This window comes from Streptomyces sp. NPDC020299, assembly GCF_044387825.1.
GTDB lineage: Bacteria > Actinomycetota > Actinomycetes > Streptomycetales > Streptomycetaceae > Streptomyces.
The window spans coordinates 1-24819 of record NZ_JBIRWL010000008.1; the positions used below are offsets into that span (position 1 = coordinate 1).

17 protein-coding genes are annotated in these 24819 nt (G+C 73.6%); 3 read left to right on the forward strand and 14 right to left on the reverse strand.

The features are described 5' to 3' along the window. Positions 1 to 358: 358 nt before the first annotated feature. The 3 genes from ACH45E_RS21070 to ACH45E_RS21080 all read left to right on the forward strand — a co-directional run bounded on the left by ACH45E_RS21070 (position 359) and on the right by ACH45E_RS21080 (position 6573). Positions 359 to 1837: a glutamate--cysteine ligase gene (locus ACH45E_RS21070; protein WP_361444980.1), complete on the forward strand. Its 1479-nt coding sequence runs from the start codon at positions 359 to 361 to the stop codon at positions 1835 to 1837. Between the two features lie 145 nt (positions 1838 to 1982). Continuing rightward, the gene (locus tag ACH45E_RS21075; protein ID WP_361444983.1) at positions 1983 to 5453 is read left to right on the forward strand and encodes a hypothetical protein; all 3471 of its coding nucleotides are present in this window, start codon (positions 1983 to 1985) and stop codon (positions 5451 to 5453) included. A 7-nt stretch (positions 5454 to 5460) separates the two neighbouring features. Then, positions 5461 to 6573, forward strand: a complete 1113-nt coding sequence (locus ACH45E_RS21080; RefSeq protein WP_361444986.1) for a HEAT repeat domain-containing protein — start codon at positions 5461 to 5463, stop codon at positions 6571 to 6573. Between the two features lie 311 nt (positions 6574 to 6884). Here the strand turns inward: ACH45E_RS21080 and ACH45E_RS21085 are convergent, their stop codons facing one another. From ACH45E_RS21085 to ACH45E_RS21150, 14 genes are read right to left on the reverse strand one after another with little or no spacing between them, the layout of a single operon-like run. Next, complete coding sequence (locus tag ACH45E_RS21085) at positions 6885 to 9017, reverse strand: ATP-binding protein (protein ID WP_361444989.1); 2133 nt, start codon at positions 9015 to 9017, stop codon at positions 6885 to 6887. A 5-nt stretch (positions 9018 to 9022) separates the two neighbouring features. After that, the gene (locus ACH45E_RS21090) at positions 9023 to 10744 is read right to left on the reverse strand and encodes a hypothetical protein (protein ID WP_361444992.1); all 1722 of its coding nucleotides are present in this window, start codon (positions 10742 to 10744) and stop codon (positions 9023 to 9025) included. Beyond that, positions 10741 to 11274: a hypothetical protein gene (locus ACH45E_RS21095; RefSeq protein WP_361444995.1), complete on the reverse strand. Its 534-nt coding sequence runs from the start codon at positions 11272 to 11274 to the stop codon at positions 10741 to 10743. Before ACH45E_RS21095 ends, ACH45E_RS21090 begins: the two co-directional genes overlap by 4 nt. A 2-nt stretch (positions 11275 to 11276) precedes the next feature. After that, positions 11277 to 12416, reverse strand: coding sequence for a hypothetical protein (locus ACH45E_RS21100; RefSeq protein WP_361444998.1), 1140 nt, complete (start codon positions 12414 to 12416; stop codon positions 11277 to 11279). Beyond that, positions 12413 to 14416, reverse strand: coding sequence for a hypothetical protein (locus ACH45E_RS21105; protein WP_361445001.1), 2004 nt, complete (start codon positions 14414 to 14416; stop codon positions 12413 to 12415). The genes ACH45E_RS21100 and ACH45E_RS21105 overlap by 4 nt, the downstream gene beginning before the upstream one ends. Next, positions 14416 to 15660, reverse strand: coding sequence for a hypothetical protein (locus ACH45E_RS21110; RefSeq protein ID WP_361445004.1), 1245 nt, complete (start codon positions 15658 to 15660; stop codon positions 14416 to 14418). The genes ACH45E_RS21105 and ACH45E_RS21110 overlap by 1 nt, the downstream gene beginning before the upstream one ends. Before the next feature lie 11 nt (positions 15661 to 15671). Next, positions 15672 to 17642 carry a phage tail protein I gene (locus ACH45E_RS21115; RefSeq protein ID WP_361445007.1) on the reverse strand — a complete coding sequence of 657 codons (1971 nt, stop codon included), beginning with the start codon at positions 17640 to 17642 and terminating at the stop codon, positions 15672 to 15674. Next, entirely contained in the window at positions 17639 to 19711 is a 2073-nt protein-coding gene (locus tag ACH45E_RS21120; RefSeq protein ID WP_361445010.1) for a putative baseplate assembly protein, read from the reverse strand. Before ACH45E_RS21120 ends, ACH45E_RS21115 begins: the two co-directional genes overlap by 4 nt. After that, positions 19708 to 21666, reverse strand: coding sequence for a baseplate J/gp47 family protein (locus ACH45E_RS21125; RefSeq protein ID WP_361445013.1), 1959 nt, complete (start codon positions 21664 to 21666; stop codon positions 19708 to 19710). Before ACH45E_RS21125 ends, ACH45E_RS21120 begins: the two co-directional genes overlap by 4 nt. After that, complete coding sequence (locus tag ACH45E_RS21130; RefSeq protein WP_361445016.1) at positions 21663 to 22076, reverse strand: GPW/gp25 family protein; 414 nt, start codon at positions 22074 to 22076, stop codon at positions 21663 to 21665. The genes ACH45E_RS21125 and ACH45E_RS21130 overlap by 4 nt, the downstream gene beginning before the upstream one ends. After that, positions 22073 to 22774 (reverse strand): phage baseplate assembly protein V, encoded by a 702-nt coding sequence (locus ACH45E_RS21135; protein ID WP_361445019.1) that lies wholly within the window; start codon positions 22772 to 22774, stop codon positions 22073 to 22075. The genes ACH45E_RS21130 and ACH45E_RS21135 overlap by 4 nt, the downstream gene beginning before the upstream one ends. Then, on the reverse strand, positions 22771 to 23952 hold the full coding sequence (locus ACH45E_RS21140) for a type IV secretion protein Rhs (RefSeq protein ID WP_361445022.1): 1182 nt from the start codon (positions 23950 to 23952) through the stop codon (positions 22771 to 22773). The genes ACH45E_RS21135 and ACH45E_RS21140 overlap by 4 nt, the downstream gene beginning before the upstream one ends. A 10-nt stretch (positions 23953 to 23962) precedes the next feature. Next, on the reverse strand, positions 23963 to 24634 hold the full coding sequence (locus tag ACH45E_RS21145) for a LysM peptidoglycan-binding domain-containing protein (RefSeq protein ID WP_361445025.1): 672 nt from the start codon (positions 24632 to 24634) through the stop codon (positions 23963 to 23965). Next, the gene (locus tag ACH45E_RS21150) at positions 24631 to 24816 is read right to left on the reverse strand and encodes a putative phage tail protein (RefSeq protein WP_361445028.1); all 186 of its coding nucleotides are present in this window, start codon (positions 24814 to 24816) and stop codon (positions 24631 to 24633) included. Before ACH45E_RS21150 ends, ACH45E_RS21145 begins: the two co-directional genes overlap by 4 nt. Positions 24817 to 24819: the final 3 nt, after the last annotated feature.

Consider the following 24819-nt stretch of genomic DNA (forward strand, 5'->3'; position numbering starts at 1 on the left):
GCTCCGCCCCAGACCCCGGCGGGGACTGCGTCCCCTGCACCCCTCGCGGGGCTCCGCCCCCGCACCCCGGCGGGGGCTTCGCCCCCTGCACCCCCAGGGTGCTCGCCCCTCCACCCCGGAGGGGGGCACGTCCCTCCACCCCGGAGGGGGGCACGTCCCTCCACCCCGTGGACCTCTTCAGCCCCGGCCGGCATCACTCAGCCCGTCCGGCGTTTGAGGACGAGGCCCCTTCAGGGCCGACGCGGGGGTCCGGGGGCGGCAGCCGCCGGCGGCGGTGAGCGACCTCCGCCCCGAATCCCGCCTGGTAGGGGGCGTCAGGTGGTGCGACGCTGGGGGGAGAGGTGTTCGAGGAGGACCAATGGGACGGGACGTCCCGGCGCTGGTCTTCACGCGCGAGGACCGCCGCCGGTACCGGGTCAAGATGCAGGAGTGCCTCGACGCGTTCGCGCAGATGCTGCGCGAGTCACGGTTCGAGTCCGAGCGGCCCCAGGTGGGGCTGGAGATCGAGCTGAACCTGGTCGACGACCGGGCGGAACCGGCGATGCGGAACATCGACGTGCTCGAGGCGATCGCGGATCCCGCCTGGTCCACCGAGCTGGGCCGGTTCAACCTCGAGATCAACATTCCGCCCCGCCGTCTGACGGCGGGCGGCCCCGACTCCTGGGAGTCCGAGATCCGCGCCGCGCTGAACCACGCGGAGGAACGCGCCAGGTCGGTCGGCGCCCATCTGATCATGATCGGCATCCTGCCCACCCTCGAGCACGCGGACGTGGGCGAGGCGGCCCTGTCGGAGAACCCGCGCTACCGGCTCCTCAACGACCAGATCTTCGCGGCCCGGGGCGAGGACCTGCTGATCGAGGTGGACGGCGCCGACCGGCTGCGGACCTACGCGGACACGATCACCCCCGAGGCCGCGTGCACCAGCACCCAGTTCCACCTCCAGGTCTCCCCGGAGGAGTTCGCCGGCTACTGGAACGCGGCACAGGCGATCGCCGGTATCCAGGTCGCGCTGGCGGCCAACGCGCCGTTCCTGTTCGGCAGGGAGCTGTGGCACGAGACCCGTATCCCGCTGTTCGAGCAGGCCACCGACACCCGTCCGCAGGAGATCAAGGTGCAGGGGGTACGGCCCCGGGTGTGGTTCGGCGAAGGGTGGATCAACAGCGTCTTCGACCTCTTCGAGGAGAATCTTCGCTACTTCCCGGCGCTGCTGCCCCTGTGCGACGAGCAGGACCCCGCCGAGACCCTGGACCGCGGCGACATCCCCCAACTGGCCGAGCTCACGCTGCACAACGGCACCATCTACCGCTGGAACCGACCGGTCTACGCCGTCGCCCACGACAAGCCGCACCTGAGGGTGGAGAACCGTGTACTGCCGGCCGGCCCGACCGTCGCCGACACCCTGGCCAACGGCGCCTTCTACTACGGGCTCACCCGCGCCCTGGTGGAGGAGGAGCGGCCGGTGTGGTCGCGGATGTCCTTCTCGGCCGCGGAGGACAACCTGCACGCGGCGGCCCGGCACGGCATCGAGGCGCGCCTGTACTGGCCCGGGATGGGCGAGGTCCCGGCGTCCGAACTCGTCCTGCGGCGTCTGCTGCCGCTGGCACACCGGGGACTGATGCACTCCGGCATGGACGAGGCCTGGCGGGAGCCGCTGCTCGGCGTCATCGAGCAGCGGTGCGTCACCGCCCGCAACGGAGCGGTCTGGCAGAAGGAGATGTTCCACCAGATCGACGACACCGCCCACGCCGGCCGCCACGAGGCCCTGCGGCGGATGACACGGCAGTACATCGACTACATGCACCTCAACGCCCCTGCACACACCTGGCCGGTCGACTGACTCGGGCCGCCCGCTGTGGCGGCGCAAGCATCGGGTGACACGGGGGTGACGGTCTCGTCACGGCCGTGCTGGCACCCTGCGTCAGGGTGTTCCCGGGCACCGGGTTCCCGTCGTCACCGGCGTGCCGTGGGAGGGATCGCGTCCGATGCCAGCACCGAAGGCTCTGGCACCGCGGCCGACGGTGTCGACGGCGACGGCCGGCACCGCGGCGAAGCACCGGCCGGAGGCACCCGGGCGCACGGGCGCCCAGCCGCAGTCGTCCAACGCGGCGGTGACGGCCCTGCTGGCGAGCGGACGCGTACCGGCGGTGAGCCCGCCCGTCCCGGGGCGGCCGGCATCCGCCGCGCAGGACATGTTCGGCAACGGCGCCGTCGCGGCGGCCGGCCAGGCTCAGAGCGGCCCCGCCGGACCGGTGGCCGCCGCACCGGCGACCGAAACACCGGCCCCCGCCTCGGCCGGTGGCGCGCAGGGCGCACCGGCTCGGCCCGGACCGGACGCGGCTCCGAAGTTCGCGCGGCTGAAGAAGGACGTGGGGCACAAGAAGCGGGCGCTGGCCGCCTCGCACCCGCCGCCGCGGACCGAGGCGACGGCGGCCCAGAGCGCCGCCCGGCCGCCGAAGGACGACGCCGAGGCACAGGGCAAGACCGCCAACGCCGAGAAGATGAACGAGGCCGAGCCCAAGGAGTTCGACAAGGAGGCGTTCATCAGGGCGGTCGAGAAGGCGATCGCCGACAAGGCGCCCAAGAACCTCGACGAGGCGGACAAGTTCGCCGGTTCCGGCAAGGCCGACGAGGTCCGCGCGGAGGTGCACGGCAGGGTCGGCGAGGGCAAGTCGGAGTCGGCGCAGCAGATCGCGACGACGACCGCCGCCCCGCCGGACATCGCCGCGGCCGTGCCCAAACAGGTCGTACCGATGACCGCGGACCGGCCGCCCGCGCCCCCCGGCGCACCGGACGCGGCGAACGCCGTGCCGGACCGGCTGCCGCCGTCGGCCACCGATCTGTCCGCCGGTCCGGCCGAGGTCAGCCGGCGGATGGCGGACGCACAGGTCACCGAGGCGCAGTTGCAGCGGTCCAACGAGCCCACGTTCAACCAGGCACTGGGCGAGAAGAAGGCCGTCGAGCGGCACTCCGAGGCGGCCCCCGGGCGGATGCGCGGTCACGAGAAGCAGGTGCTGAACTCCGCGACCGCGCAGGCGCGGCGGCTCGGCACCGCGGCGATGGGCGCGATGGGCGTACAGCGGGCGCTGACCGGACAGCGGGTCGACACGGGCAAGAGCGGCGCCAAGGGCCGGGACGAGGAGAAGCGGGCTCAGGTCACGACACTCCTGCAAGGTGTCTTCGACACGATGCAGAAGGACGTGCAGGGCATTCTCGGCGGTCTCGACAAGCTGGTCGACGACCAGTTCGGCAGGGGCGAGAAGCAGGCGCGCGACGCGTTCACCGCCGAGCACGGACAGAAGATGGAGGAGTACAAGGACCGCCGGTACTCGGGCGCGACAGGCAAACTGCGCTGGGTGCGCGACCTGTTCGCGGGCCTGCCGGCCGAGGCCGACAAGATCTTCGAAGAGGCCCGCGACCACTATGTCCGGCGGATGCGGCAGGTCATCTCCGATGTCGCCACCACGATCGGCGCGGAGCTGAACAGGGCGAAACGGCGTATCGCGCAGGGCCGTTCCGAGATGCGGGCGGCCGTGGACAGGCTCCCGGCCGACCTGCGGGCCATCGGGCGGGAGGCGGCCGCCGAGTTCTCCGACAGGTTCGACCAGCTCACGCAGTCCGTGGACGACAAGGGCACCCAGCTCGTCGACACGCTGGCCACGAAGTACACCGACGCGCTGAAGTCCGTCGACGACGAGATCGCCGCGGAGAAGGAGAAGAACAAGGGGCTCGTGGCCAAGGCCGTGGACGCGGTCAAGGGCGTGATCGACACGATCATCGAGCTCAAGAACCTGTTGCTGGCGGTGCTGGCCAAGGCCGCGCAGGCGGTGATGCTGATCCTCCAGGACCCGATCGGCTTCCTGCGCCACCTGGTGACGGCTGTCGGCGCGGGTCTCCGGCAGTTCCTGCGGAACATCGGCAAGCATCTGCAACAGGGCATCATGTCCTGGCTGCTGGGCAAGGCGAGCGAGGCGGGGCTCGAACTCCCCGCGAAGTTCGACGCGCAGGGCGTCGTGCGGATGCTGGCCTCGCTGCTCGGGCTGACCTGGCAGAACATCCGCGGCCGGATCGTCCGCAAGGTCCCGAGGATGGAACCGGTGATCACGACGGCGGAGACCGCGCTGCCGCTGGTCGCGGAGGTCCGCAAGCGGGGCGTCGCCGGGATGTGGGAGGACCTCAGGGCCCGGGTCGGGGACCTGAAGAAGGAGCTGCTGGACAAGGTCATCGCCTATGTGACGCCCACGGTCGTCGAGGCCGGGATCATGTGGGTGCTCTCGCTGCTCAACCCCGCGTCCGCGTTCGTCCGCGCGGTGAAGCTGATCATCGATGTCGTGCGCTTCGTGGTGACCCAGGCCCGGCAGATCTTCGAGTTCGTCAACGCCGTTCTCGACTCGGTCATCGCCATCGCCCGGGGAGGCAGCGGCGGCGTTCCCTCCCTCGTCGAAAACGCCCTCGCCCGCTCCGTCCCCGTCCTGCTCGGCTTCCTCGCCTCGCTCCTGGGCCTCGGCGGCATCGCCGCCAAGGTCAAACAGATCGTCCAGGCCCTGTCCAAGCCGGTGAACCGGGCGGTGGACTGGGTGATCGACAAGATCATCGGCCTGATCAAGAAGCTCGGCTCCAAGCTGGCGTCGAAGTTCGAGAAGAAGGACAAGCGCACCCCGCAAGAGCAGGAACAGGCTTTGGACGCCGCCCTCCGCGACGCGCACGGACTGGTGAAACCGGATTCGACCGTCGACGGCGTGCGCAAGGGACTGCCTCCGATCCGCCGCCGCCACAAGCTGGCGTCCCTCACCCTCGTCGTCGAGGGAGACCAGGGCGCCGGGGCCGGCCAGGCGGGCCGGACCACGACCATCCACTTCGAAGCAGTGATCAACCCCAGGAAGAAGAGCCCTCCGGACAAGATCAAGGGTGGTGGCCTTGGCCTCTACAAGGCGAAGAAGACCGGGCCCAACGCCTTCACGGGGGAGTACGCGAACCTCGTCCCCGCGGCCTGGAGCAGGTACGACGCCCTGCGCCCCATCGACAAGCATCCCGGCAACGCCTTCCTCGATCGGGCCGACGGCAACGTCCCGCGTCCGAAGGGCACGTACACAGTCCCGAGCGGCGGCACCAAGGGCGCCCAGTTCACGAACACCTGGCGCGCGGAGCTGACCCGCCTCAAGGAGATCGAGAAGGACGCCCTCATCGCGAAGAACCCCACGTGGATGTTGCCGGGAAAGCGGAACCTGGCGGAGAACGGCGCCAAGAACGAGGTGGCCCGGCAGTATGGAATGCATTGGATGGAGCTGTGGCTGGACGTCAGCCGCCGCTGGGAGGAGCACCACATCAACCCGGTCAACTGGGGCGGCTCCAACGACGTCCACAACCTGATCTTCATCAGGAACCAGCAGCACAGCCCGATCACGAACTACTTCGAGAACTGGCTCAAGCCCGAGATCATGAAGGACATCCCCTAGGTATCACATGAGCGGATACGAGGATCTCGTCCACGAAGCCCTCGCCGCCGAGGCGGCGGAGGACACAGCCCGCGCCGAGCGGGCCGTCCGCGCCCTGCTCGCCGCCGGCCCGGGGGCGCTGCGCCGCGTCCTCACCGTCGCCGAGGAGCGCGCGAACCGCTATCACCCCCTGCTGTACGAGGCCGTCCGCCGCAGCACCACCCCAGAGGCGGTCCCGGTGCTGCTCGCGCACACCGGCGCGGGACCCTTCGCCCTGGTCGCGGCCGTCCTGTACGCGCTGGCCCGCAGCGGCGGGGACGAGGGACCGGACCGGGTCGAGGCCGCCCTCGCCGACCGCACGGCGCCGTACAGCACCCGGGCGGCGGCGGCCGAAGCCCTCCAGGGGGCGGCCCGTCCGGCGACGGCCGAGGTCCTCCGCGCGGTCCTCGCGGAACAGCGCCGCGAGCCGGCCAACCCGGAGTGGCCCCTGCTGCTGGTCAACACGGTCGTCGCCCTCGCCACGACCGGCGACCACAGCGGAGCGGCGGCCCTGCGCCCCCTCCTCACCGACCGCCCCGAATCGGGCCGGGCCCTCGCCGTCGGCGCCTTCCAGGGAGTCCTCGACGAGGACACCCTGCACCAGCTGACGCGGGCGCTCGCCGACCCGGGCGCCGAGGTCCGCCGGGCGGCCGTCGACCCCGTCTTCCTCATCGGGTCGCCCGCAGCCGCCGCCTTGCTGCTGCGGAGCGCCCGGGAGGACCCGGACGACCAGGTCCGGTACAACGCCCTCATCCGCTTCGGCGACATCACGGGCCTCGCCCTGAGCGGCGCCCCGGAGGAGCTCATGTTCGCGGAGGAGCAGTGGCGGGAACTGCGGGACGCCCTGGACCCGGCGGTCTGCCACCGCTTCGGCGTACCCGTCGCCCTCGCCGATCTGCTGGAGGAGTTCACCGACGAGGAGTCCCTGCGCACCTCCGTCGCCGCGGAACTACGCTTCCTCACCGGCGTCGACGTGCCCACCACGTACATCCGGCACGGCCTTGACGCGGCCCTGCGCTCCGTACGCGATGTCCCGTTCGCCCCCGGCCGGATCCACAAATGGGGCCACCCCCGGCCGATGCCGGCACCGGACCGGGAGTGAGGCCCGGTGCACCCCCACCGGCCGTGTCTGCCGTCAAGGTCGACCGACCGACGGCACGACCGGTACCGTGCGCAACACCGCCTTGGCCACGGCAGCGTTACCCGTCTGATCGTGGCTCGCCAGTAGCACGGGCCCTACCGGCGCATGAGAATGCGCGGCCTGGGCCATCACGGCGTTGCTCACCGGCACAGGAGCCACGGCCGGTGTCGTCCCCCGGTGTGCGGCCGCCGCCGCTTCCGAGGCCCGCGTCGGCGGCACAGGCGTCACCAACCGGTGAAGTGAGAGCGCCGGTTCGGTAGGCAGCATCCCTGTCACCCCTGGGATCCGTCGTCGAGCAGATGGGCGTGGGGGCCGAGTTCGGCCGGACGGAGCAAGCGTGCCTCGCGTTGATACTGGCGCGCTGCACCACGGACGACATGGCGCATGCCGATCGCGGCGCTGTCGGTGTCCGCTGCCGCCAGAGCGGCCGTGCGGGCCGCGGCGGCGATGGCCGCGCCCGTCATGTCCAGGCGGGCCAGGACGTCCAGGTCGACGTCGGGGGCGAGCGGGGCTTCCGGGGGGAAGGCGAGGCGCCACAGGCGGCGGCGCTCCGGGGCTGCCGGGCGGGGGAAGTGGACGACGAAGTGGAAGCGCCGGGTGAACGCGGGGTCGATGTTGTCCTTGAGGTTGCTGGTGAGGATCACCAGGCCGTCGCTGGCCTCGAGGCGTTGCAGGAGGTAGCCGACCTCGAGGTTGGCGTAGCGGTCGGTGCCGTGTTTCACCTCGCCGCGCTTGCCGAAGAGGGAGTCGGCCTCGTCGAAGAGGAGTACCGCGTGGCTCTCCTCCGCCTGCCGGAACGCCGCTTCCATGTTCTTCTCCGTCTCCCCCACCCACTTGGAGACGACCTGGGCGAGGTCCACCTTCAGCAGTTCCAGGCCGAGCATGCCGGTGACGATCTCGGCGGACAGCGTCTTCCCGGTGCCGGGTTCGCCGGTGAAGAGCGCCTTGACCCCGCCGTGTGCCGCGCGCCGGGCGAAGCCCCAGCTCTCGGCGATCCTGGGCCAGGCGCGGAAGGCGGAGGCGATCTCCAGGATCTGGCCCAGCTGTACGGCGGGCAGGACCAGGTCCTCGACGGTGCGCCGGGGCAGGATGGAGCGGACGGAGCTGCCGCTGCGCCCCCGGGTGACGGTCGCGATGGCGGGTTCGACGTGGCCGGAGACCGGTTCGGGGCGGCCGTTGCCGGCCAGGCGTGCTCCGGCCCCGGCGACGGACGCCACGGCGCGCAGTTCGCCACCGCTCATCCGGTACCGGACGGCGAGGTCCTCCAGCAGGGGGCCGTCCAGGTCCGGGAGCGCGGCGGACCACATCGCCCGCCGGTCCCCCAGGCCCGGTACGGGCACGGTGAGTTCGGCGTACACGCGGGCGGCGAGCAGGCCCGCGGGGCGCCAGGGCTTGAGGCCGGTCAGGCACACCGGTGCACGGGAGCGCAGCAGTGCCGCGGACACCGCCTCGGCTTGCCGTCCGTGCGGCTCGCCGTGCGGGTGGTCGTGCAGGTCGTCGGTGGGGATCCACAGCACCGCGCCCAGTGCGGCGGCGGTCCGCAGGTCGGCGGCGGGGTCGGTGGTCAACCGCCGTAGCGGCGCCCCGGCGGCGCGGGCCAGGGCCTGTGCGGCGTCGAGCTGGGCGTCCGGCGGGCATCCCCACAGTCCGGCGAGGTCGATGTCGCCGGCGCCCAGTGCGCCGCCGAGCCGGGTGAGGCGGTCGCTGGACAGGTGCGGGGCGGCGACGCGTGGTTCCGGCTCCGCGACCTCGCCGGGGTCGTGGCCGAGCAGGCCGACGTCTCCGCCCCAGCCGAGCAGGAACTCCAGGACGCCCGGGCCCAGGACGAGTTCCTGGGCGAGGTCGACCGGGGCCTCGCCGTGCGGGCGCAGCAGACCGTACCGGCGCAGCGGCCCGGCCGGTTGGAGGGCGCGCCGCAGGGCGAGGCGGCTGGCCGCCCCCGGCTCGGCCTCTTCCGTCCCCGCGCACACGGTGACCAGGAGTTCCACGCTGGGCAGCCGTCGGTTCAGGTTGTCGACGATGTAGGCGTAGATCCGCTCGTATCCGCGGTCGAGTTCGGGCGCGGCGACGAGGAGCAGGGCGTCCTGTTCGGCGCGGGTCAGGGTGAACCGGGCGGCGAGCGCGTCCAGCGGCAGGGTGCCGCCGCCGGCGGAGGCGCGCCGCCTGAGCAGCCGTTCGGCCTCGGGCTCCGGGCAGTTGGGGGTGTACGGCTGTGTCATGGCCTCGGTGAAGCCGTGCACCTCGTCGAGGATGACGGCGACCTGTTCGTCGGTCACGCAGTACGGTGTGAGGTCCGGCCGGGTCAGCCTGGCGGCGATCCGCGCCTGCCGGTCGACGGCGGCGCGCAGCGCGGAGTGCAGGCCGGCCAGCCGCGTCCGCAGGTGCTCGACGGCGGGCTCGCCCATGCCGCTCACCCGCCCGAGAAGGTCAGGGTCCGGCCCCGCAGCCAGACCACGTCGTGGACGTCGGCGAGCAGCCCGCCGCGCAGCAGGTCGGCGTGGCGGCGCCCGAGCGGGACGCGCACCCGTACGGCGTCGGACTCGAACCGGACCGTGGCCTCCAGGTCAGCGAACCGGCTCAGGGCGAGCAGTGGATCCGGTGTCTCGCGCTCGCGCCAGAGCGTCCAGGCGATCGTGGACAGTCCCAGGGTCGCTGCGAGGGTCACGGTGTGCTCCAGGTCGGCGTGGGATGCGAGCGGTACCGCCCTGCGTTCTCCGGTCAGGGCGGTGACCAGGTCGGCGAGGCGTGCCGCGTGGCCGGGCAGGGCGGCGGCGAGCCGTGGGTCAGGGCGTCCCTCCCCCGCCGTCCACAGCGGGGTGCGCCAGGGCAGCCGGGTGGCGGGGTCGCCGCGCAGCGGTCGCACGGCGGTCATGAACGGCACGTCCGCGGCGGCGAGTACGCCCAGGGCGCCGGGTGGGAGCGGACCGTCGCAGACCAGGACGGGCGGCCTTCCGCAGGCCTGCCAGTGCGGCAGCAGCCGGGCGGTGTCCCGGGTCCAGGCGACGGGGAACATGCCCTGGGCGTCGACGAGGAGCAGCCCGTCGTCCGTGCCGGTGAGCAGGAGCGGGTCGGCGGGGTCGTGTCCCCGGCACACCGCGAGCGCCAGGACGCCGTCGAGGAGCGGGAGCGCGGGGCGCACGCGGTCGGCGAAGGCGGTGAGCCGTTCCTCGGGAAGGGGCGGTTCGAGACCGGCGAAGACCGCCGCGGCCTCGCCGTCCTGTCTGCCTCGACGCCAGCCGCGTACGGTCGGGCCCAGCACCTTGTACGCCAGTGCCGCCGCGAACAGCGGTGCGTCATCGGGGAGTTCGACGCCGGCCAGGGCGGGTCCGATCGCGTCCAGATAGCCGATCCGGGCCAGCGGTCCGGCGAGCAGGAAGGGCAGCGCGGAGCACACCTGTGCCTCGCCGGTCGTACGAGGCACGGCTGAGCCGCCCGCCGCCGGGGCGGGTACGGCGTCCTCGCGGGCCGTCGACGCGGCGTACTCCGAGCGGTGCCGGGACAGTTCTGCGTCCGGCGGGCTGCCGTGCTGGGGCTCGGGCGGTGCCTCGTCCGGTCCGGCCTCCAGGGCCGCGCGCCGGGCGAGTTCGGCGGACAGCTGCCCGGCCGACGGGTCGTCGGCGTCGAGCAGCGCGCGCAGGAAGACGCGGAGCGAGTCGTCCGGGAGCAGTTCGAGGAGCGCGTCCAGTTCGTTCCGCTCGGCCAGTTCGGCGAAGAGCGCGCCGGTGCCGGGCGCGGACCACGGCGCCCGGGCCGTCGCGAAGGACTCGAAGGGCTCGAAGAACTCGAAGGACTCTGCGAACGACTCGGGTTCGGCGTCCGGCGCACCCGTGGGGACCTCCACCACGGACGCCGGTACGACATGGACGTCGAAGGACACCTGGTCGTGCCCGGACCGGCCGGACGAGCCCGGCCGGACGACGATGATCACCGGCTCGGTGATCTCCACGTCCGGGCCGTCGCCCGCGAGTTGCCCGGCGAAGTGCTCCTCCAGCGCCTGCGGGACGGCGTCGACGGCCCGGCGGACCAGGCCGCGAGGGTCGGGCCCCCAGCTCCAGCCGCCGCGCCGGACCAGCGTCACGGTGCACCGGTGCACCGTGATCTCCCCGGTGGATCCGGCGGCGGGCGCGGTCACGGCACGTCCCTCCTCTCCAGGCGGCCCGCCCAGCCGGCCACCAGCGCCAGCACGCCGTACGGGGTCGCCGCGGCGAGGGGGACCGGCAGTTTCACCTGGGTGTGCCGGGCGGGCATCTCCCCGGCCAGCACATGCGTGTCCTGGTCGCCGGAGACCAGCGCGACCACTTTGAGGGGGCTGTTGGAGGCCTGTGGCACGGTGACGGTGAGGCTGTCCTTCGCCAGGGTGATTCCGCCGCTGGTCCACGACGGGAGGCGCAGCAGCGTCGGCTCGGGCTTGCCGTCGGAGCCGCGGTCGACGCCGTAGGCCAACGGCTCGGCCAGCACGCCGGGTTCGTCGTCCACGCCGGCCACGGCGAGGTTCCGGGCGTCGACCGGAAGGGTCGCTGTGCCGTGCGCGCCGAGGGAGACCCTGAACGGCAGGGCGCGCCCGACGAGCGCCGCCGGATCGGCCGGGGCGGCTTTGCCGGTCAGGGCCAGCGCCCCGACGACATGGCCGGTGCCGAGCGCGTACACCACGGAGAGAGCCATGGTCAGCCACCGCCGTTCGTCGCCGCGACCGTCGCCACGACGAGGAAGTCCGCCGCGCCGGGCCGCTCGACGACCTGGCCCGGTGCCGCCACGGGGTCGTACAGGCGGGCCCGGCACCGCACCCGCAGGTCCTCGTCCACCGTGGCCTCCACCGGGCTGTACAGGGTCGACTCCCCCAGTGCGGGTGGGGTGCGCGGGGTCAGGTGGACGTGTGCCACCACCCGGCCGTCCGCGACCTGTTGCGCGGTGATGCCGGACGGCAGCGGCAGCAGCATGCCGTCGGTGGCCGTCCCCGAGGTCACCAGGGTGCTGCCGACGGGCAGGAGGCCGTTGAAGCTGCCCGTGATCCGCAGGTTGCCGTTGGCTTCCACGGTCATCAGCGGGTCGATGGCGCCGCCGCCCTGGTAGAGGCCGAAGACCAGGCTGGGCTTGTCGCCGCCGGACAGCACGATGGCCGGTTTGCCCTCCTGGGTCGCCGGGGCCGTGCGCAGGGTCAGCGAGCCGGACTGGGCGGACACGGTGTCCGCGCGGACTCCGGAGTACCGCACCGGGACTCCGCGCGCCGTGGTCGCGACGCCGGTGAAGTGACCCTCGGTCCATTGGACGTACCCGAGCAGGATGTGCCAGAGGGCGGGTGGGTCCGCGGGGGCCGCGCCGATCGCGGGCGGTTGCGGGTCCGCGTACGCGCGTTCGTCGCCGAGCCGCCCGAAGATGATCTGGTACGACTCCTCCACGCGGGTCTTGGCGGCGCTGCCCGCGCACGACGCCGGCTGCGGGGACGTGGCCGGTTCGCGGTCGGCCGCGGCGAGGAACACCGGATAGGGCTCGGACGTCTTCCGGTCCGCGCCGTTGACCTCCTCGAAGTCGCTCTCGCGCAGTACGACCGGCTCGGTGAGGAGCACCTCACGGCCGGTCCCGTCGACGGCGAACCCCGCCGACACGCTCACCTCGACGTAACGGGCGTTGGTCAGCGGGTCGGTTCGCGGCTCGGTGACGAGGCCGAGCCCTTCGGCGACGCCCCAGTCGTGCAGGTGCCGCGCGTGCCGTGCGGAGACACCGCGCGCGTACTCCACCGTGGCCGAGAGGTCGGCGGCGGCGAGTACCTGGCCCTCGTGGAAGGCGGGACGCATCGGGCCCGTCATGGGGTCTCACCGGGCTTCCGGGAACGGGAGGGGCGGGTCCGCTTCACCGGGGGTTTCGCGGGGGCGGCCGGGTCGGCGGGATCGGTGGGCTCGGGGTCCGCGGCCCGCGGTCGCCCCTCCAGCTGTTCGAGGCGCGGTCCGAGCCGCTCCGGGAACTGGTCCGCCATCCGGCTCATCTGTTCCTGCGCACCGCCGAGTTGCGCTCGCAGCCCCTCCAACACGGCTGTCAGATCGGCCACTCGGTTTCTGAGCATGGCCAGCTCCTGCATGCTGTCGGTCACTTCGCTGGGGGTCGTGCAGACCTGCTCGTGCAGCGCCTTGGGCGGTGTCTCGCCGGGTGCCGGGGTGAGCAGCAGGGACAGCATCTCCTCCAGGTCGCCGGTGCGCGGCCAGTCGTCGAGCAGCCCCTCGGCGTACGGGCGTGCGACGGGCCCCTCGGACGGCATCTCCGGCCTCCGGTACCGCGGCAGGGGCCGGCAGCAGATCCGCTCGGCCAGTTCCCGCAGCCGGTAGAGCTTGGGCAGCCACTCGCCGTACGCCGATCCGCCCGGCAGCACCTGCTCCCTGGTGGCGGAGCAGACACGTACGACGTCACAGCCGTCCGTCTCCACGTACGCGAGCAGGACGTCGGTGTCGGCGCAGTCGCCGCACGGCGGGTTCAGCGTGGCGCACGCCGCGTCGGTGACGAACCGGCGCACCGCTGAGGCCAGAGCCGCGGCGGCCTCCGCGATCCGCCGGAGGTCGGCGACGGTCGTGCGTTCCGTGCTCCGGTCGGGCGGGGGCGGCAGCAGCGGCGGTACGTCGACGGCGGCGACCTCTGTGCGCAGCGCGCAGTCGGCGAGGCCGGCGCTCTGCTCCAGGCGGCCGAGGAGCCACTCCCGGATCAGGGCGAGGTCGGCGCGGAACTCGGTCTGCAGGGCGTGGCTGAGCGGTGTGCCCTGGGCGACCAGGCGTACTTCCAACGGCGCGTCCGGGTCGCCTCGTTCGGGTACGACCCGGGCCGCGGTCTCGGTGAGCACCGCGCGGGCGATGGTGCGGTGCAGCGGGTCCGGCCAGGCCGCTTCCATGTCGGTGCCGTTCAGCCGGTCGCAGGCCGAGCCCAGTACGCGGCGGGCCATTTGTACGGACGCGAGGTCCGGGTACTCCCTCGCGAGCTGCTCCTGCCCGGCCGGATCGTAGGTGTCGAACCGGGCGACGGCGCTCGCCAGCGCGCGGACCTGCTCGGTCATCTCGCGTGCCGTGGGCGGGGGCGGCGGTCCCTCGCCGCCCGAATTCTGCTCCAGCCAGGCGAGTCCGCCCGCGTAGCGCTTGGCGTCGGCGGCATCGAAGCGGAAGGTCAGGCCCGTGCCGAGGGCCGCGGCGAACAGGGCGTCGAGGTGGTGAGCGAGCCGCTGGTCGCGGCTGCGGGCCTGGTCGGCCCGGACCGGATCGCCGAGGGCTGCCAGCAGTCGGGTGCCGGGATTGTGGCGGTGGTCCTCGAATTCGCCGCACTTGACGAGGAACCGGTAGCCCTCCTGGACCCGGGAGGGGACGCATCCCGTGGCGGGGCAGGGTTCTTCCGTGGCGTACGGGGCGACCGGCTCGACGGGGAGTTCCCGGTAGCTCACGAAGAGGCCGTAGCGGCGTGTGCCGTCGTCCTCGCAGGGCTCCTGGCAGTCCACGCCGCGGGCGCCGACGCGTCGCTCCCGCACCAGGGCCCGTACGTCGACCCGTTCGGTGCAGGACAGCACGATGTCGTTGCCCGCGCAGTCGAGCGCGTGCCCCGGATGCACCATCACGGTGCCGCCGCCGCAGGGTTCGCAGCTGACGCCGAGTCCGCAGACGACTCCCGGCCCGGACAGGGAGCGGTTGTGGAGTCTGTTCTTGGCCGTCAGGTAGTCGACCAGCAGGCTGAGGTCGTCCTCGGTCAGCAGTTGGCCTGCGAAGAAGCGAGGACGCACGAAGGCGGAGGTGCGGGTGGCGTCGCCACCGCAGCCGCATCCGCAGTCTGTTCGCATCATCAGCGCTCCTTCACGAAGAACCAGCTCTCGAAGACGTCCCCGCCCGCGCCGGTGCCGGACGTCCACGGCCCGATGCCGGACGGCGGGAGGTCGCAGCCGCCGTGCGTGGGGACTGTCCCGGCCGTGTCGGCCGTGTCGGTGTGGGTTCGGATCAGCGGTACGCGTCCGCCGACATGGGTGCCGTCGACCGGGCGGCAGCAGCGGTCGAGGACGAACGCCGTACGGACGGTGATCAGCACCCGGTCGCCGTCCTGCAGCGTCTCCCGGGTCGTCTGCCGGTACCGGAACTCCTCGGTGAACTCGCACGGATCGCCGTCGGGCCGGGCGAAGGTGCCGCCCATGTACCAGGTGGAGGCGTTGCGGCCGCTGCCGCCCTCGATCACCTGGATCTCGACCACGCCGGGCTGGAGCGAGTCGGTCCGCACCCCGGCGGAGAACCGCACCACCAGCCCGCCGTCCTCGTGCTGGGTGCCGAGCAGGGCCTTGGCCTCGTCGATGGTGTAGGTGTGGCCGTGGATCCAGTTCACGCCGGTGATGACCGTGGGCAGGTGCCGGCCGAAGGGGCGGCGCACGTTCATGTGGATCCGGTCCTCGCGCACCGGTTCGCGGAAGTCGACGCAGTCGATCCGGGCCAGCCACAGCACCTTGTGCCCACACGGGGAGCAGCAGGTGTCGCAGCGCTCGTCCGCGGGCGGTTCGCACCCGGTGACGCGGACCGACCAGCACTCCTCCGTCCAGCCGTACTCGCAGTCGGAGGTATCGGCGCAGGCGTCGTTGTAGACGGCGCGGGTGGCCTCCACGGCCCGCTCGGCGTACTGGACGCCGACCCAGACCGTGCCGGTGTCGCGTTCGTCCGGGGGCAGCGCCTTCCACAGGTCGACGACACCGCCGCCGCGGACCACGATCTCGTTGCCGTCGGCGTCCACCGCGAGCCCGGGCGTGATCCGCACCCTGGCCCGGTGCCGGGTGCGCTCCGGCTCCTCGGCCGGGGCCGCCCCGCCGGCCGGCGGGCAGTCGTCGTCGCCCTGCGGCCCCGGTTCCACGAACAGGCCGCACACCACGCCGTAGCCGAGCAGGCAGCGCATGCGCAGCTTCAGCTTCTCGCGGTGGTACTCCTGTTCACGCTGGAAGTCCCGGGCGCCCAGCATCTGGCCGTGGAAATACCGCAGCCTGCGCAGGGGCGGCGCGTCGAACTCCGCGCACCTCTCCGTCTCCGGCTCTGCCTCTGTCTCTGTCTCCGTCATCGCCTGTCCTCTCACACAGCTCGCGTATGCACACCGACGGCGGAGACGACTCCCACGCCCACCCCTCGGCGCGCCCCTCTCGGTCCTGCCCTGAGCACCCCGTCGCGGCCCAGCCGCAGGGGACGTTCGCCGCCCAGCACGGGAGGCGGCAGCGGTACGAACGCGGTGTCCACGCCGACCGTGGACCGCGTACCGACCACGAAACCCGCGTCGCCGGTCCGCACCGACCCCACCGTGTGGGCCGGGGCCTGCCGTTCCACCAGCCGCCGCAGCGCCGTCCCGTCCGCCGGCCCCGCGGGCAGCAGCACCCGGAACCGGTGCGCGTGCGCGGTGAGCGGGTCACTGTCCGGGGCCCCGAACGCCCGCAGCGGGGCGGAGCCGAGCGCCGAGCCGCCGACCCGGAAACGGCTCGCCGACCGGCCGAACAGCCGCACGGCACCCAGGCCCGGACCGCTCCCGTGCCCGGCGGCCTCGCGCAGCCACGCCCAGCGCCGGTCCGACGCCGACTCCTCGACGACCGGGCTCACCCCGAACACGATGCGCACCGCCTCCCGCAGCGCCCACGGTGTGCCCCTGCGCCGGTACAGCGCCGGGGCCGCCGCCAGCAGCGCGCGCCGGGTCGCGGCGTCCCAGCCGGCCTCGAAGGACAGGCCGAGCAGCCCGGCCAGCCACGGCAGCACCCGCTCCGGGACACCGGCCGGGTCGAGCAGCGCCGGATAGCGCTCGACGACCCGGTCGAGGTCGGCGAGCGAGGCGTCGAACAGCGACAGGAAGCGCTCGGTGAAGTCGTCGGCCGCGGGGTCCGTGCGGTAGGCGGGCGGCAGGAGTTCGGCGCTGGTGACGCGGGGGAAGTCGAGGCGGATCCGGCGTACGACGGGTGTCGCGCCGCCGTCGCCGGAGAGCCGCAGCCGGAGCCTCAGCCGGCGGCCGGGAGGCTGGTCGACGAGGAAGTCCGTGACTCCGGGGGGCGCCGCCTGCCAGTCGGTCTCCTCGTACCGGCCGTCCTCGGTCACCACGATGTCCACCGCGACCGCCGTGCCGGCGGGCACATCGGCGTCCACGCGTACCCGGTGCCAGCGGCAGCGGGAGATGCCGCTGTCGATCAGCCCGGTGAGCAGGGTCCCGCCGGTGACGTACGGGGCGGTCGCGGCGGGCGGGGTCTGCCGCGGCCCGCCCTGCCAGGCGCGGCAGGTCGTCACCGCGCCGTCCGGGCCGTCCTCCCGCAGGCAGAACCCGTCCTCGTCGGCCGAGACGAGCGCGGACGGCGGCAGGGCCGCGGCGAGTTCGTCCAGGGTGACGACGTGGAAGCGCGCGGGCCGGCCGCTGGCGGCGCCCCGGTGGATGCTCAGCCGGCCGTCGTCCTCGGTGAGCAGCCAGACCGTCCGGTCCCCGCCGGTGCGCAGCCCGACGACCTCTCCCCGCACTCCGGTGCGCAGCACCCCGTGGGAGGCGCCCGTGGAGTCGAACCGGCGCAGGTCCGTGCTCCCCTGGCAGGCCACGAGCACCTCGTCGCCGGGTGCGAGCGCGGCCCACCGGGGCCGCTCGGCCCTGATCACACCGGCGAGCTGTTCGCCCTCGCGGCGCCACACCAGGACCCGGTCGTGGTCCACCACGGCCAGCCGGTGTCCCCGCGCGGCCACGGAGAGGGGCTCGCTCAGCTCGGCGGGGCCGCATCCGGACGGCCACACGGACGTCCAGGTCCCGGTGCAGGCGTCGCGGCGCAGCAGCCGCGGTCCGTCCGGGACGAGCAGGTACCAGGCGCACGGGCCGCACCCCGGGGCGAGGCGGGCGTCGGGGAACCACGGCAGCAGCTGCTCCCTGGTGGGACCGTCCGGCGCGGGGCCGCGGTGGGCCAGCCGGATTCCGGCCGGGTCGTCGAACCCGACGACGCCGTCCGTCCCCGGCTCGCCGCCGACGGGCTCCTCCCAGCCGACATAGGCGTCGAGGAGGCGGAAGGTGGCGGGGTGCGGGATGCACGTCATGACCGGTCTCCTACCGGGATCAGCAGCGGGCGCTCCGGCCACACGAGGGTGTGCGGCGGGATCGCGTGGTCGGTGCACGGCGGCCGGCGCATCCCGTCGACGACGAGTGAGAGCCGCGAGACGGCGAGGACACCGTCGGCCGCGAGGAGGCGCCGGACCAGCGCCGTGTGCCTGAGCGCGCCGCCGAACGGCCAGCCCGCGCCGTCCTCCCCGCCGTGCACCGGATCCAGGTAGGCGCGGACCGCGTCACCCGCCCGCGCCAGGACGGTCGCCCTGTCCTGGTCCTCGTCGAAGGTCACCCATGCCTCCACGGCGACCCTGCGGTACGTGGCCGGGGCGGCCACCACCGTGACCCCGGCGGGCGCGACCTCGCGGGTCAGGAAGCCGGTGACGGCCCGCAGCGTCGCGTCGGTGGGGACCGGCGGCTCTCCGCTGTCGTCGCCAGGCGGTACGACGAGCACCCCCACCACACCGGGGATGGGCACTCCGGGGAACCCCGGGTGCAGGCCGGCCACGCCCTGGGCGCGGGCCACCGAGGCGCCGGGCGCGTCGGGGGCGAGGAGGCCGTAGTCTGCGGGTGCCACGGCCCGGCCCCGGACCCGCAGCTGTCCCACGCCCCGGCGCATCGCGCCGGCGTCCGGCTCGGCGTCCGTTCCCCCGGCGGCCGGGAAGGGGTTGTTGACGCCGGTGACGAACGGCAGCGCGGTCACCACTGCCTTGACGGCGCCGGCCTTCACGGCGCCGGCGCTGCCACCGCCGACCCGGTAGCGCACGGCCCGGACGTTGCGGAAGCCGGGTGGTACGGCCGCGCCGTCGACGCCGTCGCCGAAGGTGACCTCTCCGGTGGCGTGGTCCACGGTGAACACCCGGTCGTCGGCGCCGTACCCGGCCAGGCTCTCCACCTCCCGCCAGCGCGAGGAGGACCGGGCGGTGGTGCCGAAGACGTCGCCGCCGGTGTCGTCGTCGACCTCGATGACGAGGGATCCGGCGAGGATGGGAACCTGACTGAGCGTCATGTGCCTTCGGCCGTCCGCTCCCGGGGTCCGCACCGGTTGCAGCGGCTCGTCCCGGACCGTTCGGGCGGCCGTGGCCGGGACCGTGTTCAGCCGCAGCCCCGAGAGCACCGGCGCGGCCCCGGTGAAGGCGCCCTGGGCGATCCGCAGGCGCAGCCAGCGCAGTCGGGGCCTCGGCCGGGGGCCGGGCGGGCTGCCGGGCTCCCAGGAGCGCGGAACCCTGAGCTCTATGGTCCCGCCGGCGCTCAGCCCGGCCGTGGAGTCGCGCATCAGCTCGGCGGGCACGAGCCGGGTGCCGTCGAGGACGTCCCAGCGCAGCAGGGGCGCGGCCGGCAGCGGCAGGGGGGTGAGGCCGCCGGAGGCGACGGGGGCGGGGGTGGCGGCGGTGACCACCAGGCCCAGGGTGAGCCGCGGGTAGGGGGCGGCGGTTCCGGCGAGACCGATCCACAGGCCGTCGCCGGGCTGGGGGTCCCGGCCGAACGGGGCGAACGGGCGGCCCGGTCCGGCCGGCCCCAGCGGCAGGTCCTCGAGGGTTCCGCCCTGCTGCACGGCGAGCGCGGCGAGGGTCGCCGGGGTGGCGTACAGATCGTCGTCCGTCTCGTAGACCACCTGGCCGTCCGGGGTGGACGCCGCGCTCTGGAAGCCGGCCGGGATCAGGACGGACGCGCCGTCCGGCGGGTTCACGGTGAACTCCAGCAGTGCGGCGGCCGCCCCGGCGGGCCGGCGTGCCACACCGGCCGTCGCCAGGTGCTCGGCGAGCAGCTTCTCCGGGAGCCGGTTGACCCGGGTGAGCACGGGTTCGGCCTGCGTGCCGAAGAGGCGTACGAGGGCGACGCCGGCGTCCTGGCGGTCGGGGTCGGTCCAGTCCGGGGTGTACCCGGCGATCCTGCCGTGTACGTCGGAGCGGACGGCCTCCGCGGTCGCCTCGACCAGCTCGGGCTGGACGCCGGACGGCCCGGGCCCCGGTACGAGCGCGCGCTCGTCCGCGGTGTCCTTCCCAGGGTCCTTCCCAGGGTCCTTCCCCGTGTCCTTCTCCCACCACACCTCGCCGGTCATGCCAGACCCTCCCCCGGTTCCACGGCCGTCACGATCCGGGTGCGGACCGAGCGCAGCACGGGCAGTTCACCGGAGCGCAGCCCCACGTCGTGGCAGTCCTCGTCCGGGTCGGCGCCGTCCAGGCCGATCGCGACTCCGGCCACGTCCGCGAGGTCCCCGAGCGCCGTCTGGGCCGCCCGCAGCAGGGCCGAGGGGCGCAGCGCCTCCCCGAACGGCCAGCCTTCCCGCGCCTCGCCGCCGACCAGCGGGTCGAGGAAGCGGCGCAGCGCGGTGGTGACCGCGGCGGACACCCGGGCGCGGTCGGCGGGACCGCCCGACAGGTCGACCCGGAGGGCGACATCGCGGTAGCGGGGCCCGCGCACGAAGACCTCGGCGGTGAGCAGCCGTGCCTGGTCGAGGCGGGCGGCGACCGCGCCGAGCATGCCCGGGTCGGGCCGGGGCGCGGCGACGAAGTCCTCCCGGGCGAGGTCGGTGCGCGGCGCCGCGGGGACGATGTGGACGCAGACCGCGCCGGGCACCGGCGCGCACGCGAATCCGGGGTGCTCGCCGGGGGACGCGTGGGCGCGGGCGACGGCGACGCCGGGCGTCGTCCGGGCGAGGGTGACGAAGTCGTCGGCGGTGACCGCCCGGGTCACCTCTCCCAGGACCGCGGCCGCGCGCTGTCGCGCGGCGGTGACGGTCTCGGGGTCCTCGCCGCCCTCGGCGCGCACGAGGTTGGCGGCGGTGACCGCGCCGAGTGCCGCCGGGGAGTCCGGGACCGGGAACCAGTTCGCGGTCAGTCCGCCGTTGCCGTCCCGGCCGCCGCCGACCACGTAGTCGACCGTGACGTCCGGGTCCGGGCGGGGGACGCGCCCGGTGAGGCCGTCACCGAAGACCACCGCGCCCTCGGTCCGGTCGAGGACGTAGACGCGGTCGGCCGGAGCGCCGAAGGTGAGGTCCGGCACCGGCTGCCAGTCCTGACCCGCCAGCCGCACCGCCGCCGCCAGGAGACGCCCGGCGGCGCCCGGCAGGAGGAGGTGCTGGCCGGGAAGTTTGAGCCAGGCGCCCGTCTGGTCCGCCAGGTCGGCGCCGTGCACCGTGTACGGCCTGCGGTGACGGGCGGCACAGACGTTGACGGCGAGCTGGAGCAGGCGGGGCGGTGCCGCGTAGGTCGCGGCGGGGGTCGACACCAGCACGCCGGTGTCCCGGGTGGACCAGCCGGCGGGCGGGTACAGCCGGACGATCCCGGACCGCCGCAGCCCGGCCGTGCCGTCTTCCACCTTCTCGAACTTCTCGAACGGGCCGGTGATGTCGGAGCCCGGCCGGAACCAGGACCAGGTCAGCTCCGCCGGGGGCGGTACGTCGGGGACCGCGCCGGGCAGCCAGGACGCCACGGCTGCGGCCGGTGTGTCCAGTTCGACGAGGAGACAGACCGGGCCGGGCGCGGGCCGGTCCCCGGTGAGGGGCAGGGTGAACCGGGCCTGGGCGGGCCCGCCGTCGGCGGCCAGGAGCGGAACGCCCCGGCGGGCCCTCAGGTCGGCCGTGCGGTCCCGGTCGGTCCACACGGTGACGTCCCGGTCCGCGGCGAGCGGGAGGACGGTGACGTCGTCGTCGAGGGTGAAGACGATGTTTCCCGCCGGGTCCCGGGTCAGTGGGGTTCCGGCGGGGACGACCGGGACCGCCGTGTCCTGCTGCCGGGCGGACAGCCGCAGCACGGTGGCCGCGGGCCGGGCGGGGCGCGGCGGGTCGACGCCGAGCAGGCGCAGTATGGCGACGACCAGCGCGTCGGGTACCTGGTCGAGCCAGTACAGCCGTTGTTCGAGGAGGTAGGCGAGGAGTTCGAGGAGGGTGACGCCCGGGTCGACGGGCGCGTGCAGGGTCCAGGTGCCGTCCGACTCGGCGGGGATCCGGCGGCGGACGGCCGCCATCATGTCGGCCCAGGTGAGGTCGTCCAGCCGGGGTGCGGGCACGGTCATGAGGCGCTCCCGGCCGGGCCGGCGAGGCCCGCGTAGAACGGGAACACCAGGTTCGCCTTGGTGTTGCTGCGCCGGACGCGGTAGACGACCGAGACGGTGACCCGTGACGCGTCGGCGGGGTCCGCCTCCGCCCGGACCTCGTCGAGCTCGACCCGGGGCTCGTACGCGCGGACGGCCTCGGCGATGGAGTTCTCCAGGTCGCGCAGGTTCTGCACACTGCCGGGCGCGAACACCAGGTCCGGTGCGCGGGTGCCGAGTTCGGGCTGCATGACGCGTTCGCCCCGGCCGGTGAGGAGCAGCGCCCGCAGACAGTGCTCGATGCTCTCCTCGCCCACGGCGTAGCCGAGCCGGCCGCTCTCGTCGGGCAGGACGGGAAACCGCCAGCCGGTGCCGAGGAAGTCCTCGCTCATGCCGTCCTCGCCTTCTTGGCCAGCACGGCCGGGGTCAGCGGCGGGGTGGGCGGTCCGGTGGGTCCGGCGGCCGACGGATGCGTGTGCGTGTTGAACGCCTGGAGCAGTGCGTTGCCGAGGACCAGGGGTTCGGTGGCGCCGGCGCCGAGTTCGACGGAGGCGGAGTCGACGGTCACCTTCGGCGCCTTGATGGTGATCTCGCCCTGCGCGGACACGGTGACGCTGCCGCCCGCGGCGGCGGTGATCCGGACCGCCTTGCCCTGGTCGTCCAGTTCCACCACATGGCCGGCGGCCGAGGTGATCCGTACGGCGGCGTGGGAGGCGGTGTCGTCCAGGAGTACCTGGTGGCCGTGCTTGGTCCGGATGAGTTTCTGGTCGCGGCCGTCGGCGCGGGCGGCGGGCGGCTTGTCCTGGCCGTTGTACAGGCCGCCCAGGACGATGGGGAACCGCATGTCGCCGTGGACGAAGGCGACGAGCACCTCGTCGCCCCTCTCGGGGACGAACACGGCGCCGTAGCCGTTTCCCGCGTAGAGCTGGCCGACCCGGCACCATTCGGTGACCGTGGTGCCGTCGAACCACGGGAACTGCAGCTTGACCCGGCCCTCGTCGTCGCCCTCGTTCTCCACGACGAGCGCTTCGACGACGCCGTAGTACCGCTTGTCGGTGCTGCGGGCCCGTGGCGTGGTCCTGGTGGTCACTGGTCCCCCTGGTGGATCCGCCGTCCGGTGAACTGGGTGAAGAAACCGCTGGTGTTGAGGGTGTGCTCGACCCGTTTGACGAAGTAGGTGCCGGAGAAGCGGCGGCCGAGGCCGTAGATCTCCAGGTTGTCGCCGGGCCGCAGTTCGGGCAGGCCCGCGACCTTGCCGGTCGCGGTGATGAACTCGTAGGCGCGCTCCCGCAGCAGGCTGATCGCCAGGTCGCGGGCCTCCTGGTCGCTGGTGACCGGCGCGTCGACCATGACCTCCTGGCGGCCCTGGAGCGTGGACTCGGCGACCTGCGGCCCGCTCTGCCCGTCGGCGGAGTTCTGCCCGGCGGGGAGGTTCTCGGCGGTCGCGGTGAACGCGATGGCCTGCTTGGTGCGGGGGTCCCAGCCGCGTACGGTGAGCTTGCTGACCTGCTGGGAGACCGTCAGCGTCGGGGTGAAGTCCAGCAGGTTGGGGATCAGTCCCGCCGGCTGGGCGGTGGGGCCGGTGGACAGGCCCGGCGCGTACGCCAGCCGGTACACCCGGATCGGGCGGCCGTCGCGGCCGTCGGTCGGTCTGGTGAAGTAGAGCGTGTCCTCGCCGGTGACCGGGTCCGGCAGGATGTAGCAGTCGAAGTCGAGCCGTTTGGCGCGTTCCAGCAGGAAGCTCGCGTCGTCCTGGTTCTTCTGCACCACGAGGTCGTGGGTCGGGCCCTCACGGGTGACCTCGATCCGCAGGTGGTTGCGCTGGGCGATCTGCTCGGCGATCCGCCAGTCGGGCAGGTCGCGGTAGACCTTGGTCTCGTTCTCGGTGGGTTTGCGGTCCTTGAGCCTGAGCAGCCCGTCGACGCCGCTGACCTGGACGGTGGGGGACGCCCCGTCGGTGAATTTGGGGCTGAGCGTGGAGATGGTGCCGGTGGCGACGGTGAGCAGCTTGTCGGCGTAGCCGAGCCGGACCGAGACCCGGCCGCCGAGCCGGAACTTCGGTGAATCGCTGTGCTTGAACCTGAGGTTGGCGTCGTCCCAGTTGTTCAGGGTGAGGTCGAAGCCGGACATCTCGTCGAGGTCCCGGTTCACCTTGATGTCGAGGATGTCGTTCTTGGTGGAGGGGTCCATCTCCAGTCCCTCGATGCGCACTTCGAACTCGGGCGCGTACCGGTCCGGGGAGGCGACCTCCGGTGTGGGAGAGCTCATCGCGCGCTCCTCACGGCAGCCGGGGCACGGTCAGCACCCGGCCCGGCCTGAGGTCGCGTGGATCGCTGATCCCGTTGGCCCGCGCCAGTTCCCGCCAGGCGTCGGGCCGCCGGTACAGCGCGGCGGAGATGGAGCTGAGGGTGTCCCCGCGGCGCACCACGTAGCTCTTCTCCACCGTGGGCGAGGAGCGCGGCCTCTCGGCGACCTGGACGGCGGCCGGGCGGAACTCCTTGAGGGAGAGGTCCAGCAGGGCCCGCACAGGCACTCCGTCCGGCCGGAACAGCTGGTAGTTGACGTCGAGTTTCTCGACGACGCCGGTGAAGACCTCCTCGTCCCACACGAACCGGACGACGGGCGGCGCGTGTTCCCGGCTGTCGGGCCTGAGCAGGCCCCGCAGGGCGGCGACGTACGCGGTGCGTACGTTCTCCAGGGTGTCGGAGGTGTCGACCAGCGCCTGTACGGTGAGTGTCTCCGTTCCGCCGCGTACGAACTGCAGGGGCGGTGTCTCCAGGCCGGGGATGGTGATCTCGGCGAAGGTGTTGGACTTGCTCAGCTTGTAGTCGGTGGGGTTGAACCGCAGCGGGATACGGCGCTGCCGTTCGTCGGCGATGACCGGCCGGACGATCTCGAGGCGGGCCAGGGCGGCGCCCTGGCGGGCGAAGGAGACGGGCGTGACGCTCACGGCTGCTCCTCCCCGTCGCCGAAGCTGCGTTCGGCCCGGGTGTGCCGCGTGCGGGCGCACTCGGTCTCGTACAGCTTCGCCCAGGCCTGGATGTGCTTGTTGAACAGCCGGGTGAACACGGCGCCGTCGTCGCCCTCCACCTGGAACCGGACTTCGAGGTGGTGAATGGTCACCTTCGGCACGCC

Excerpts from the sequence above, each read along its gene's own strand:
- ACH45E_RS21095 (WP_361444995.1), bottom strand. The coding sequence starts at position 11,274 with ATGGCTCTCTCCGTGGTGTACGCGCTCGGCACCGGCCATGTCGTCGGG.
- ACH45E_RS21070 (WP_361444980.1), top strand. The coding sequence starts at position 359 with ATGGGACGGGACGTCCCGGCGCTGGTCTTCACGCGCGAGGACCGCCGC.
- ACH45E_RS21115 (WP_361445007.1), bottom strand. The coding sequence starts at position 17,642 with ATGACGTGCATCCCGCACCCCGCCACCTTCCGCCTCCTCGACGCCTAT.
- ACH45E_RS21105 (WP_361445001.1), bottom strand. The coding sequence starts at position 14,416 with ATGATGCGAACAGACTGCGGATGCGGCTGCGGTGGCGACGCCACCCGC.
- ACH45E_RS21100 (WP_361444998.1), bottom strand. The coding sequence starts at position 12,416 with ATGACGGGCCCGATGCGTCCCGCCTTCCACGAGGGCCAGGTACTCGCC.
- ACH45E_RS21120 (WP_361445010.1), bottom strand. The coding sequence starts at position 19,711 with ATGACCGGCGAGGTGTGGTGGGAGAAGGACACGGGGAAGGACCCTGGG.
- ACH45E_RS21080 (WP_361444986.1), top strand. The coding sequence starts at position 5,461 with ATGAGCGGATACGAGGATCTCGTCCACGAAGCCCTCGCCGCCGAGGCG.
- ACH45E_RS21130 (WP_361445016.1), bottom strand. The coding sequence starts at position 22,076 with ATGAGCGAGGACTTCCTCGGCACCGGCTGGCGGTTTCCCGTCCTGCCC.
- ACH45E_RS21085 (WP_361444989.1), bottom strand. The coding sequence starts at position 9,017 with ATGGGCGAGCCCGCCGTCGAGCACCTGCGGACGCGGCTGGCCGGCCTG.
- ACH45E_RS21140 (WP_361445022.1), bottom strand. The coding sequence starts at position 23,952 with ATGAGCTCTCCCACACCGGAGGTCGCCTCCCCGGACCGGTACGCGCCC.
- ACH45E_RS21125 (WP_361445013.1), bottom strand. The coding sequence starts at position 21,666 with ATGACCGTGCCCGCACCCCGGCTGGACGACCTCACCTGGGCCGACATG.
- ACH45E_RS21075 (WP_361444983.1), top strand. The coding sequence starts at position 1,983 with ATGCCAGCACCGAAGGCTCTGGCACCGCGGCCGACGGTGTCGACGGCG.
- ACH45E_RS21110 (WP_361445004.1), bottom strand. The coding sequence starts at position 15,660 with ATGACGGAGACAGAGACAGAGGCAGAGCCGGAGACGGAGAGGTGCGCG.